The organism is Chryseobacterium populi (genome assembly GCF_000282115.1).
Taxonomy (GTDB): domain Bacteria; phylum Bacteroidota; class Bacteroidia; order Flavobacteriales; family Weeksellaceae; genus Chryseobacterium; species Chryseobacterium populi.
Genome location: NZ_AKJY01000009.1, coordinates 14,881 through 27,342 on the forward strand (window position 1 = coordinate 14,881; position 12,462 = coordinate 27,342).

General features: G+C 36.3%; 10 protein-coding genes and 3 tRNA genes. 9 read left to right on the forward strand and 4 right to left on the reverse strand.

The features are described from left to right. Positions 1–112 precede the first annotated feature (112 nt). The 6 genes from PMI13_RS02770 (at position 113) to PMI13_RS02795 (ending at position 8,236) form a co-directional block, all read left to right on the forward strand. The gene (locus PMI13_RS02770) at positions 113–1,537 is read left to right on the forward strand and encodes a hypothetical protein (protein ID WP_007840443.1); all 1,425 of its coding nucleotides are present in this window, start codon (positions 113–115) and stop codon (positions 1,535–1,537) included. Between the two features lie 232 nt (positions 1,538–1,769). Beyond that, the gene (locus tag PMI13_RS02775; protein WP_007840445.1) at positions 1,770–3,659 is read left to right on the forward strand and encodes a hypothetical protein; all 1,890 of its coding nucleotides are present in this window, start codon (positions 1,770–1,772) and stop codon (positions 3,657–3,659) included. Positions 3,660–3,664: 5 nt separating this feature from the next. Continuing rightward, positions 3,665–4,780 carry an endonuclease/exonuclease/phosphatase family protein gene (locus PMI13_RS02780; RefSeq protein ID WP_007840447.1) on the forward strand — a complete coding sequence of 372 codons (1,116 nt, stop codon included), beginning with the start codon at positions 3,665–3,667 and terminating at the stop codon, positions 4,778–4,780. Positions 4,781–5,137: 357 nt separating this feature from the next. Beyond that, positions 5,138–6,766: a hypothetical protein gene (locus tag PMI13_RS02785; RefSeq protein WP_007840449.1), complete on the forward strand. Its 1,629-nt coding sequence runs from the start codon at positions 5,138–5,140 to the stop codon at positions 6,764–6,766. A gap of 27 nt (positions 6,767–6,793) precedes the next feature. Further along, a complete protein-coding gene (locus tag PMI13_RS02790) occupies positions 6,794–7,369 on the forward strand; it encodes a DUF6705 family protein (protein ID WP_007840455.1) in 576 nt (191 codons plus the stop codon). Between the two features lie 48 nt (positions 7,370–7,417). Beyond that, positions 7,418–8,236 carry a thioredoxin family protein gene (locus tag PMI13_RS02795; protein WP_007840456.1) on the forward strand — a complete coding sequence of 273 codons (819 nt, stop codon included), beginning with the start codon at positions 7,418–7,420 and terminating at the stop codon, positions 8,234–8,236. 106 nt (positions 8,237–8,342) lie between these two features. Here the strand turns inward: PMI13_RS02795 and PMI13_RS02800 are convergent. From PMI13_RS02800 to PMI13_RS02810, 3 genes are all read right to left on the reverse strand, one after another. Continuing rightward, a tRNA-Leu gene (locus PMI13_RS02800) sits at positions 8,343–8,426 on the reverse strand. 6 nt (positions 8,427–8,432) lie between these two features. After that, a tRNA-Gly gene (locus PMI13_RS02805) sits at positions 8,433–8,508 on the reverse strand. A gap of 6 nt (positions 8,509–8,514) precedes the next feature. After that, positions 8,515–8,596: transfer RNA gene (locus PMI13_RS02810), tRNA-Leu, on the reverse strand. 178 nt (positions 8,597–8,774) lie between these two features. On the opposite strand from PMI13_RS02810, the gene PMI13_RS02815 reads away from it, so the two are divergent. The 3 genes from PMI13_RS02815 to PMI13_RS02825 are packed head-to-tail and all read left to right on the forward strand — an operon-like array spanning position 8,775 to position 10,738. Next, complete coding sequence (locus tag PMI13_RS02815) at positions 8,775–9,152, forward strand: DUF3127 domain-containing protein (protein WP_007840457.1); 378 nt, start codon at positions 8,775–8,777, stop codon at positions 9,150–9,152. A 58-nt stretch (positions 9,153–9,210) separates the two neighbouring features. Further along, positions 9,211–9,864 (forward strand): leucyl/phenylalanyl-tRNA--protein transferase, encoded by a 654-nt coding sequence (gene aat / locus PMI13_RS02820; RefSeq protein WP_007840458.1) that lies wholly within the window; start codon positions 9,211–9,213, stop codon positions 9,862–9,864. Beyond that, entirely contained in the window at positions 9,851–10,738 is an 888-nt protein-coding gene (locus PMI13_RS02825; RefSeq protein WP_007840459.1) for a DMT family transporter, read from the forward strand. Before aat ends, PMI13_RS02825 begins: the two co-directional genes overlap by 14 nt. A 68-nt stretch (positions 10,739–10,806) precedes the next feature. Here PMI13_RS02825 and PMI13_RS02830 read toward each other — a convergent pair whose 3' ends face one another. Next, entirely contained in the window at positions 10,807–12,186 is a 1,380-nt protein-coding gene (locus PMI13_RS02830; protein ID WP_034669921.1) for a tetratricopeptide repeat protein, read from the reverse strand. Positions 12,187–12,462: the final 276 nt, after the last annotated feature.

A 12,462-nucleotide genomic window follows, 5' to 3' on the forward strand; every position in this document is an offset into this window, starting at 1 on the left:
TTTTTTCAACGTTACTTTGGATTGTTCAAACGAAGCTTCAAAACGGACAAATACAATGGCAAATTCCGAAAAGCCAATAAGAGAGTAGGAAAACCGCAAAAACTAATCAATCATGAAAAACCCCACAGATGTTTCTCCTTTTGTAGAAGCAGAAGAAATTATCGCAGAATTACAAAAACAGGCTAATAGTATTTTTTCATCAATCCTGAAAACCCCGCTTTCCCAGCTTACTATTACAGACAAGGGAAACTTTCCTTATTACTGGCAGAATCCGACCAATTTAGCTTTTAATAATAAAACGTACAACTGGATTGCTTCCAACCTGAAGGCCAATACCACTCCGGTACAGCTAGACCAGGTTTTCACCAACTTTTATACCCAGGTTTTATCTAAAGTGGTGTATTCTCTATCCACAAGTGATACTGCAACACTGAACACAGCTCAACAGAATGCCGTGAATCAGCAGGTGGCTTTACTTAATTCCTGGAAACAGGCGTATGGAAGCCTTCCTCCTGCAACTCCAACAATGCAGCCTATTGATGTCATCATGAATACTATTGCAACACAATGGGCGTCTCCAAAAACTACGCTTAGTGAAATCCAGGTAAGTAAAAATCTAAATAAGCTTTTAAATAATACCCCTGCAAGCGGAAAAGTTATTCTTCCGGTACTGGCCAATTACCTGAATGCATTGGGAGCTTCCGTCACGTTACAGAACAATGTAACCATGAACAACGGCTATGTAAGCACAGCTTTAGGGAATGTTCAAACCCCTTCATCCGATAACGGAGGATTAACATTAGATAACAATACTACGGTTCCTGCCTTCCAGATGACCACCCAGATCAGTGATATTCTCAATGGCCTGAAGAACACGTCACAAGCCGTTAATCTCACCATGGAAGTCAGCCGCGAAACAAGCGACAGATTTACAGTATCCGTAAGCGGAAGCACTGGTTTTTCTATTCCTATACTGGATTTCTTAACGGTAGGGGTAAGTGGAAATGCAAAGTATTTTTCAGACAGTCTTGCGACTACAGAAAATAAAATAAGTGTATCAATGTCATTCACCGGAGCTACTTTAGTAAACTTTGGACCTTCAGCTTACAGTACAGCAACCGGACTGAACTGGGCTTGGTTTGCCCCGATTCAGGAAGCCATTAAAAACGGAAGCAAAGATGTGACAGGATTTAAATTTTCGCCAAATCCAAACATCGATTTTTCCCAAAACGGTCCTTTCGGATTGTTAAACGGAGTTGCTATTTCAAATTATCCTACGATTGTTATCAAAGTAACAAGCAGCAACTATCAAAGCATTCAGAAAACGTTTGAACAGTCTTCTTCCGTAAAAGTGTCTTTCCTGGGAATTCCTTTGGCCAGCGCATCAGAGTCTACTTATTCTTCTTCCACATCTGTAGACAGCTCATCTTCTACAATCACGATTACTTTAAATCCGCCACAGGATCTTATCGCCGGAAACAGCGTGGATTCTTTAGGATGGGTTCTTGGAGCAGTTCTGGATTATCCCGGAAACTAATTCAGGAAGTTGAATCTAAATAATAAACATTTAAATTTCAGGCTGTCTTTTTATTAAGGCAGCTTTTTATTTGTATGAATTTGAATAATATAAGGGGAATAATTTTAAAACTAAGGATAATTCAGGATTAAATATAACACAAAAGGGGAATTTTATTTTTTAGGTATTTATTATAAATTCGTCCCAACAACAGGCTTTGTTAAAAACTAACAACTGATAAACAAATATGACCATGGAAAATATTCAAGTGCAAAATGATGTATTCCACGTCGGCATCACAATGGCTGGCGCTATTTCTGCCGGATGTTATACAGCAGGAGTGATGGATTATCTTTTTGAAATCCTGGAATTATGGGAGCAGGCAAAATCCGGAAAGCTTCCCGAAGGATGGGATCAGGATATGCTTAATTATATCCCGAAGCACAAAGTGATCATTGATGCAATGGGGGGCGCTTCGGCAGGAGGAATGACGACAATGATGTCTGCGATTTATGCTCTGAAAGGAAAAATAACCCCGGTAAACAACCCTTCAGATCCTTCCTCAAAAAAAGGAAATATGCTTTATGACAGCTGGGTTTTAATGGGAGACACTGAGGATATCCCCGAGAAAATATTTGAAAAGGCATTATCCGCAGACGATTTGAATAATGGGAAAATTATTTCCCTGCTCAATTCAGATTTTATTGACAAAATCTGTGATAATGCATTCGCAGATGATGTTGAAGAAAAAAAATTGCCGGCCTATGTGTCCTCTGAACTGGAGGTCTTATTATCCCAAACTATGTTGAGAAGCGTGCCCTTACCCATAGATTTTTCAACACCATTCGGGAGATTAAAAAAAAATGCTGACCTTCCGCAGTACAATACATTTGAGCATTTTGTTATTTCTCATTTTAAACTGGATTATGACAAAAGCAACCCGCTTCACAAAGACTTTTATTTACCGCTGGCTCCTTTCAGTGACGAAAAGGATGTTGTAGACCGGTTAAAGCTTACCACAAAAGCAACAGGTGCATTTCCTATTGGTCTCCGTTTCAGAGAGTTTTTTAAGAATGAATTCACGGTGGATTACATTAAAAATAATTCCAGAAAATTACTTTACAATAAGATACAGCCGGAAAATATTCCTGCTGATCTTCCTATTGAATTCAAAAATGTTTCTGATCCGTTCAATTTTATCGGGGTAGATGGAGGAGCTATCAATAATGAGCCTATCGGAGAGGTATTAAATATTCTGAAAGAACGTCACGGAGAAAAGCAAAACGCTGATGATCCTGATAAATTTGCCCTGATCATGATCGATCCATTTCCGGATCATATCTACAGTCATGAGTACACTCAACCGGATGATATATTTTCTGTTATCCCGTCAATTCTGGGAACCTTACAGGATCAGGCAAGAATAAAAAGAAAAGAGATGCTGGATTTTCATACGGGAAAATATTTCACCGGAGAGATTTTCCCAACCAGATACAACAAAGAAAATAAAAAAGAAGAGCATCCGATCGCCTGTTCTTCCGTTTATGCTTTTGGCGGTTTTTTAGATCTCAGTTTCCGACATCATGACTTTTTTCTGGGCAGAGATAATGCCCGGAATTTTTTTAAAATCTATTTTTCAATTGAATACGACCCTGAGAATAATAATGTACATCCTATTCATAAAAACTGGACTCCGGAAATGATTCATCTTTTTAAAATTGAAAAAAAGAGAATGGGAAAAGTTTTTTTACCCGTAATCCCGGACCTCTATTTATTAAAGGAGAAGATGGAAGATCCAAAAGCCCCCAATCCTTTTGAAAGAACTTTCAATAAGTGGCCGACATACAATCCTGAAACCTTACTTAAACTATCCCCAAAAATTGAATACAGAGTGAAGAAAATGATTGATCTGGTATATGAAAAACTAACAGACCAAAAAGTAGACTCCCAACATCCGATTACTGAGGAAATAATAAAAAAACACTATAAAGAAAATGTATTTACCCGCATTTCAGGATGGATAGGAAATACTGTATTGATTGCCTTTTTTAAAATGAAAAAAGCCTCAATCGCCCGGAAAGCCTCAAAAATGGCTATTGAATATATTCTTAAAGATCTTGAAGATAAAAAACTTTTAAAATAACCGCCATGCCTTATTATAAACCCCTTGATGAGATTAAAATAGCCGAACGCCTGCATATTATTGAGAACCTCCAGAAGCTAAGACAGCAGATTAAAAATGAACTTCCGGAAAGAACCAACCGAAGCTCTTTATTACTGGCCACCTGGAACCTGAGGGAATTTTCAAATTCAGAAAACCGTCTGAAAGAATCTTTCTGGTATATCGCTGAAATCATTTCTTCATTTGACTTAATCGCTGTCCAGGAGATCGGAAACAATATGTCTGCGCTTACAGACCTAATGAGAATTTTAGGTTATAAATATGAATATATCGTTACCGATACCCCTAATGCAGAAGGAGGAAACGAACGAATCGCCTTTATCTATAATACAGGCAAAGTAAAATTTAAAAACATTGCCGGGGAAGTATATCTGGATTCCAAAGAAAGAGAAAAATTCAATCTTCCTTACGGGTTTGCACGTCCCCCGTTTATGGTTGCCTTTCAGGCCAGCTGGTTTAAGTTTAACCTTTGTAGCGTACATGTCTATTATGGTTCTGAAGCAAAGAATGCAACCGGTGAAAAGGATAACGTAAGACGGAAAAATGAAATCGCAGCCCTCGCTGAAAAACTCGACTTCAGAGCAAAAAAAGAAGATGTAACGTATATATTATTAGGTGATTTCAATATTGAAAAGATAGGAGACGAATTTTATTCTGCTCTGGTAGGTACAAAGGAAAACCCGACAGGTTTCTATCTTCGTCCATTTAATGAATCTCTTTATACCAATGCTAAAAATGACAGGGCTTTTGATCAGATTGCCTTCAATATGCAAAACCTACGGCTTGAGGATTTAGATATTCATGAAGAAAGTAAAAATATAAAAATGGGTGTTCTCAATTATTATAATTCTGTTTTTAACAATGAAGAATACTATAAGCCTGTTGCTGAAGAAAAATATAAGGAAAAGGGCAAGGAATTCCCTCCAAACTGGAAGCTTGAAAGCTGGCGGACTTTTCAGATGAGTGATCATCTGCCGCTCTGGATAGAACTAAAGATTGATTTTACAGACCAATATCTGGAAACTCTTAAAAAAAGACCGGATAAAGACCAAGATATTAAAACTGAAATTCCTAAAGAATAAAATGTCCATATCCTATCTGAGCCCTTTTTAAAACAAAAATCCTCCGTAATTTTGTTACGGAGGGTTCTTAGTACTAATATGAGCACGGGCAGGGCATTTCTGGTCTTTTGGATTCTCCGCAGTACCTCTTAACCGATTGATTTTGCTCCGTGCCTTTTTTTCTATTGTTATTAACCAAGAATCTACAATCACAAAATGATAAAATTATTTTTAATTCTTAGTAAATACGACATGTTCTGTCGTTCTCTATAACTACATTTACAGTACTAGTCTAAGGGAGATTTTAGAAATTTTACAAAAGATTTCCCCTAAATATGATAATAACTTATATTTAACAACTTAAAAACTAAAAAATCAATGAAAAACAGGTTTTTTCTGTGGTTATCCCTGTTGATAACCCTGAGTATAGTTTTATACTCATGTCGGAATGAAGAGATGACAAAAGATGAAACAACCCCACACCGGAATAATGCCGATTTCTTTAAACATTCTAAAACAAATAATACACTTTCCAGAGCCGGAGTAGATTATATCAGTATCCTTGAAGCTTACAATGATCAAACCGGTTTTCTTGCTCAAATGCCAGACCAAAGGGGAATGCCAATCTGGGAGAAAATGCAGGTTTTTGATGCTGAGGGAGGAGCTACAGGTTTAATGATTCCACTTTCTTATGATAATGAAACAATGAGTTCTGTTTTGTTTGCAACCCTAAACGATAGGGATTTGGTTTCATTTGTAAGGGATTATGATAATGCATTACTTCAAAGGATTGTCTATGACAGAAATATAGACAAAGACTATAGGCAGCATATGTTTTATACTTTTATGTATATGGACTATAAAACATTCGGAACTCAGCATTTCACCAATATTCCACAGGATTTATTTGAGGGACAAAAAGAAGACAAGGAAAAAGGAAGGATGTGGCTGACGGAATTTAGACCCCCAACGAATATTACTGCACATACTGATGATCAATCTAAAATAACGCTTACCGTAGATATATGCACGCTTTATTTTCATTGCAAAAATGGAAAACCTTGGAAGGATTGTGACCACTGTGGAACTTGTGTTACCTATTCATGTGAAACTATTTTTACAGGAGACACAGGAACTGATTTTCCTCCCGCTAATCCAAGCTCAGGCGGTGGAAGCAGTGGAGGCGGAGGCGGATCTGTTCCAAGTACAGACCCAGGCACTCCAAATGACGGATGTGTAATGCAAGATGTTTTTTACCGGTTACTTCCAAGTTGTGGCGGTGGTGGAACCCTTCCAGATATTGAAGATCCTTGCGAGAAAACTAATGCTGTGCTAAACAAACCTAATGTTCAACAGGGAATTACCAATGTGAAAGCAAATGCCAAACAAACACTTAGTAACCCTGAAACGACAGGAGAAATAGGATTTAAGGAAAAGAAAGATGGAACTGTAGTTCCTGCAGATGTTAATGGAGATCATGAAGTTGAATTTACTAATGTCACTGATGGTTATGGTGGTTATCATAATCACACAGCATCAGGTACTCATATGGTATCACCTCCGGATATAGTAGATACGTTGTTTGGATTTGCTGCCGCTCAGAGCGTAGCTGACGGTGTAGGACATGCCTATTTTGGAATGATAGCAGCTGAAGGTTGTAGTACTTGTCCTAATGGTGTAAAATATGTACACTATGTAATACGTTTTGCAGGAACTGGTACAGAATTGGGAGGTTTTGTATATTCGGAAACAAAAATGAAACAATTTAAATATGATTATCGAAAGATGGTTTCTAATTTAACGAACACAAGTATAAATGGTAATACTTATGTTAATATTGCTGGTGAATTAAATGAAAAAGGATTGGAAAAATTATTCTTTGATACGTTACAAAATATGGGGCTTACAGGGAAAGTAAATTTACAACGTGTAGATGAAGAAAATGGAACCGTATATAACATAGTACAAGATAGTACAGGTAAAATTACTGCTGTACCTTGTCTTTAAATAATTTAATTAAAAAAATAAATAGATATGAAAATAACATATTTAAAAACAGCAATAATATTGTTAGGCTTAATGATAAGCTCAATATCCTGCAGAGCACAAAATCTTCCATTAAATACGGCATTGACAAGTATTCCCAATGGTGCACATTTAAAAGATACCAATAATGAGTTATCACCCTATATTGGAACTTATAAGGCTAATTTCAACGGAAATGAAATTATCCTGTTTATTACTAAACAAATAGACAAATTAGAAAATAGTGCTCAAAAAAGTTACTATATGGATGCTTTAATTGTAAAATATATTGTTAAAAATTCCTCAGGAAATGTTTTACAAGATACGCAGAATAATAATTTGCCTAATATTGAATTATATAGTATTGGAACAAGACCAAATCAAAACACTGTACTTTTTCTTTACAGCGGGACAAATTGTTCTGTAGGATGGGGAGATATTTTCTTAAAGAAAATAAATGCAACTCAACTATCATGGGAATATCGTCCAGATGACATTTCCTTAACTTCGCAAAGCTGTCCAGGTAATCCAGATAAAACAATTTATTTACCTAAAACAAAAGATTTAATATTTACAAAACAATAGAATAAAGCCTCCATTATTGGAGGCTTATTTTGAAAAACAACTAAGAACATGAAACTGAAATTTTTATTTTTATTACTGATTTCCCAGTTTGGCTTTTCCCAGATCTGGGTAAATTCTCTTGATGAAGCAAAAAAAGTAGCAAAGACAACGAACAAATTTATTTTGTTGGATTTTAATGCTAGCTGGTGTAAACCTTGTAAAAAGATGGAAACGGATTTCTGGTATAATACAGCCTACAAATCTACACTCGATAAATTTATCATAGTTCCGATTGATATTGATACGAATAGGGATGTAGCCCAAAATTATAATGTAAGCTCAATTCCCGATGTAAAGCTTGTAGATATTAATGGGGATGTAATTCATCAAACTTTAGGTTTTCAAAACTCTAAATATTTTGACCAGGAGTTTAACGGATTTCCCGAAGGTACAGAGGATTTATATACTAGCCTTAATTTTAAAGACAAAAAGAATCCTACTGATGAAGAATTGATAACTTTAGCAACCTCATATCAAGTGCTTTTACAAAAATCGGAAAATACGGCAAGAAATAAATTTTTGACTCTGAGTAACAATTTCTTTAATAAGTGTATAAAGAAGACTTCTGATGCTAAGAACAAGGAAATTTCAGAATTAGGAAAGTTTTTTAATCTGGCTCTTACCAATTCTGAAAACAAAGTTGTTAAAAATTTAGATACTTCTAAAATCTCTGAGGAGAATAAGTCTTATGCCCATTATATTCTGGCAAAAGCCTATTACCAGACATCAAACAAAAATGAGGCAGAAAAAAATATTGCAGAAATTGAAAAGATTAACGATGAAAACTGGGTATATGCAGCCAAAACATTAAAGGCAAAATATAAATAGATTTTATAATGTATTATTATTTTATAAATCCAGCAAAATGTCGGCAATATAAAAAACAAAAAAGGCTTAAAAAACTGAGAACCAATTAATTAAGCCTTTATTGAAGTACCCCGGGCGGGACTTGAACCCGCACGCCAAAAGAGGCACAGGATTTTAAGTCCTGCGTGTCTACCAGTTCCACCACCAGGGCATGGAGTGGAGCGAAAAACGGGATTCGAACCCGCGACCCCAACCTTGGCAAGGTTGTGCTCTACCAACTGAGCTATTTTCGCATACTGTGCGGATGAAGGGACTCGAACCCCCACGCCTCTCGGCACCAGATCCTAAGTCTGGCGTGGCTACCAATTACACCACATCCGCGTTGTTTTGTTAAGTTTTATTTTAAAGAGCTTGTTTCGTTTTTGTGAGTGCAAATATAGGACATTTTTCTTTAGTTGCAAGACTTTTCAAAGATTTTTTTAAAAATTTTATATTTTTTTTCCCTGACCCCTTTTATTACATTTCATTTTATTACTTTTACATCGTTAATATTTATGATATGGAATTACAAGGAACGGTAAAGAAACTTTTTGATGCTCAGACATTTGCGAGCGGTTTCCAGAAAAGAGAAATGGTTATTTTAACCCAGGAGCAGTATCCACAGCCGATAAACATAGAATTTTTGTCTGATAAGATCAGTTTATTAGATAATCTTAAAGAAGGAGAAAATGTAAAGGTAGGAATCAATATCAGAGGAAGAGAATGGACCTCTCCACAAGGGGAAACCAAATACTTCAATTCTATTACAGGATGGAGAGTGGAAAAAGTTTTCGATAATGGTTCTGAGCCCACTCAGGCTGCACCGTCACAATCTGCATCTCCGGTTTCTAACGAAAATCCGTTTGCAGGAGACGAAGATGATGATTTACCTTTTTAATCAGAGATAACAATCAAATATAAATCCTGCTTTATTAAGTAGGATTTTTTTTCCTGTAATGGTTCGATTAGACGAAAATGATATATCATTCCCCGATCCTGAGCTCTATGACGGACATGAAGGGGTGATTGCTTTTGGAGGCGACCTTTCCGTAGAGAGAGTTTGGTTTGGGTACCAGCTAGGGATCTTTCCGTGGTATAATCCGGGGGAAGAAATTCTCTGGTGGTGTCCCGATCCGAGATTTGTTTTATTTCCGGAAGAATTAAAAGTCTCAAAATCGATGCGAAAAATATTAAACAGGAATGTTTTCACCTTCACCGAAAACCAAAGCTTCAGGGAAGTTATCCGCAACTGTCAACAGATCAACAGAAAAGAACAAAACGGAACATGGCTTTCGAATGAGTTGCTGGAAGTATTTGTACAACTTCATCAGTATGGATTGGCCAAAAGTATTGAAGTCTGGCAGGAAGGAGAATTGGTCGGCGGTTTTTACGGACTTCAGATCGGAAATATTTTCTGTGGTGAAAGTATGTTTGCGAAAGTAAGCAATGCCTCAAAAGCCGGATTTATTCATTTTGTCGAAAGCAACAAAAACATATTGGATCTTATTGACTGTCAATCCCATACAGAGCATCTTCAAAGTCTGGGTGCCAGGATGATTTCTAAAAAAGAATTTTTAAAAATTTTACATAAAAACAATGAACGCAGATAAAGAAAAATGGATTCTTTTACTTGTCCTTAGCATCATTTGGGGTTCTTCTTTTATTTTGATAAAAAAATCTCTGGAGCATTTCAATCCATTCCAGGTGGGAGCTTTACGGGTATTAATTGCGGGAATTATTTTATTACCCATTGCCATTTCAAAATATAAGCTTTTTCCGAAAAAGCATTTAAAGTGGCTGATTTTAGCAGCTTTTACAGGAAACTTCATTCCGATGTTCTTATTTCCTATAGCGGAAACAGAGATCAGCAGCAGTATTGCCGGGATTATTAATTCCATGATGCCTATTTTTGTGATTATTGTCGGAGCACTGGTATGGAATTTTGAAACGACAAAAAAACAGATCACCGGTACCCTAATCAGCTTTACAGGGGTCTGTTTACTGGCTTTCGGCGGGGAAGAAGGCGGAACTTTTAAACTCATCCCGATTCTGTTATTGCTATTGGCTACATTATGCTATGCCATCAGTACTACAACGGTAAAATCAAAACTTATGGAAGTTTCTTCTACTGTTTTATCAGCTTTTGTTTTTTCCTTTGTTTTATTTCTGCCATCAATAATTTCCCTGGCATTAACGGGATTCTTCTCAGAATTTCATTTTTCTAAAGATAATATGCTTGGGCTGATGTTTGTAAGCTTGTTATCGGTTTTCGGAACCGGGCTTGCGATGACAATGAATTACAGGCTGCTGAAAGTATCCACTCCGCTTTTCGCATCTACAGTTACTCTATTAATGCCTATTGTTGCTATTATCTGGGGGATTCTTGATGGTGAAAAACTGACGGTCTTACAATTTGCAGGGGCAAGTGTCATCATTGCAGGATTAATCTTTTTAAGGTCAAAACCGGCTGTTATAAAAAAATAAATCCTGCCTTCTGGCAGAATTTATTTTATTTTGAATGTTACGGAGATAAAATTCACTGTCTTCTGTTCTTAATTCTTCTTCTTTACTTTGGCCTTAGCTCTTTTCACTTCTTCTTTGATGAAAGGATATTTTTTCTGCATATCCTGAACAAGAGAAGGATCTAAAGCCAATGCATTCTGAAGCGATTCAATTCCTTTTTCCTGATTTCTCAGATTGAAATAGCAATTGCTCAGCTGATAATACAATTCCGCTCTGTGATGTGATTTCAAAGCTTTGTCTAAAATCATAACCGCTTCTTCATATTCACCCAAAAGCATCAGTACCTCCGAATATGCATACCAGTTGTAGAATCTGGAAGGTTCTGCATCAACCAGTTTTTTGAGACAGGAAAGGCTTTCTTCAAACTTCCCTGAATCGATGAATAAAAACGCTAATCTTTTCTGATAATCAAGATTGTTTTCATTCAGGTGAGTGGCCTCTTTTGCAAAGTGCAGGGCTTCAGTCATTCCACCCATTTCTTCGTAAAGGTAAGACTGTTCCATCATGGCAAGATAAAACTGAGGATCTTCTCTCAAGGATTTCTGAAATGAGTTTAAAGCGACAATCGGCTGTTTTAAAGCTTTATAACATAATCCGATTTTATAGAATGTAAATGCTTTGGTGTATTCCAGCTCAAGCATTTCCTCATACACTTCGATCGCTTTTTTATACTGCCCTAGTGCCTCATAGCAGGCGGCCTTATTGGCATACACTCCTACAGAACTTGAATTAATTGCCAATAAGTAGTCGTATCCTTTTATGGCTTCTTCATAATTCTTCCGGTTAAAATAGAACTGCCCATATTCAAACCAGGCGGTTTCCGAATAAGCAAATTCATCTAAATATTCATTAAGAAAGGCAATCGCCTCCTCACTCTTATTCAAATCACTGAAGCAGATCATACAGTTTTCCAGCGAATATTCATCCGTGGGATCTTCTTTCAATGCTTTTCTGTAATGTTTAAGAGCGTTAAAAGGATCTCCTAAATTTACATATTCATCTGCAATAAAATTGTGAAGGAAGTTTTCTTCTTCTTTCAGCTCTAATGCAATTTTACAAATTTCAATGGATTTTCTAGGATTCCCTAAATTCGAATAATACTTCGCGTAGCAAACCAAAAAGTCGGTGTTCTCCATAGAAGCACCTTTAAGCTCATCGATAAGCTCTTTCGCAGCATTATATTCTTCCCATTCTAAGAGTACCTCAAGCTTTTTGATCTTGATCTCCAAGGAATTGGGATGAAGCTTCAGACCGTAATTCACTGCATTATCAGCATAATTAAAGTCGCCAAGCTCCAGATAATAAACAATAATGTCTTCCAATTCTTCTGTATCAAAGTAGAATTCATCATTATTTTCCATCATTTCTTCGAACTTTTTTACAAGTTCATTTCCAAAATACTCTTCCAATACGTGTAACCTTCGTCAGCCCAATGTCTGAATTTTCTTGCAGACCTCGGCAAACTTCTTAAATTAATATTACTTCTGAAATTTAATATTCAAAATATATGCAAAGTTGCGAATTTTTTTTGACATATATTTTCGTAAATTTCTATCCTAAAGATAGTAAAAAGAACATTCAAATAAAAGAATTGTGGATAAAAAAAGAGGAGTTATTACAAAATTAACACTGCTATCCTCTTTCTGTTCCGAATTTCACTTTCCGAGACCTTTTCAAAACAAAAA

Coding starts and splice junctions, on each gene's coding strand:
- PMI13_RS02770 (WP_007840443.1), top strand. CDS start 113: ATGAAAAACCCCACAGATGTTTCTCCTTTTGTAGAAGCAGAAGAAATT.
- PMI13_RS02775 (WP_007840445.1), top strand. CDS start 1,770: ATGGAAAATATTCAAGTGCAAAATGATGTATTCCACGTCGGCATCACA.
- PMI13_RS02780 (WP_007840447.1), top strand. CDS start 3,665: ATGCCTTATTATAAACCCCTTGATGAGATTAAAATAGCCGAACGCCTG.
- PMI13_RS02785 (WP_007840449.1), top strand. CDS start 5,138: ATGAAAAACAGGTTTTTTCTGTGGTTATCCCTGTTGATAACCCTGAGT.
- PMI13_RS02790 (WP_007840455.1), top strand. CDS start 6,794: ATGAAAATAACATATTTAAAAACAGCAATAATATTGTTAGGCTTAATG.
- PMI13_RS02795 (WP_007840456.1), top strand. CDS start 7,418: ATGAAACTGAAATTTTTATTTTTATTACTGATTTCCCAGTTTGGCTTT.
- PMI13_RS02815 (WP_007840457.1), top strand. CDS start 8,775: ATGGAATTACAAGGAACGGTAAAGAAACTTTTTGATGCTCAGACATTT.
- aat (WP_007840458.1), top strand. CDS start 9,211: ATGGTTCGATTAGACGAAAATGATATATCATTCCCCGATCCTGAGCTC.
- PMI13_RS02825 (WP_007840459.1), top strand. CDS start 9,851: ATGAACGCAGATAAAGAAAAATGGATTCTTTTACTTGTCCTTAGCATC.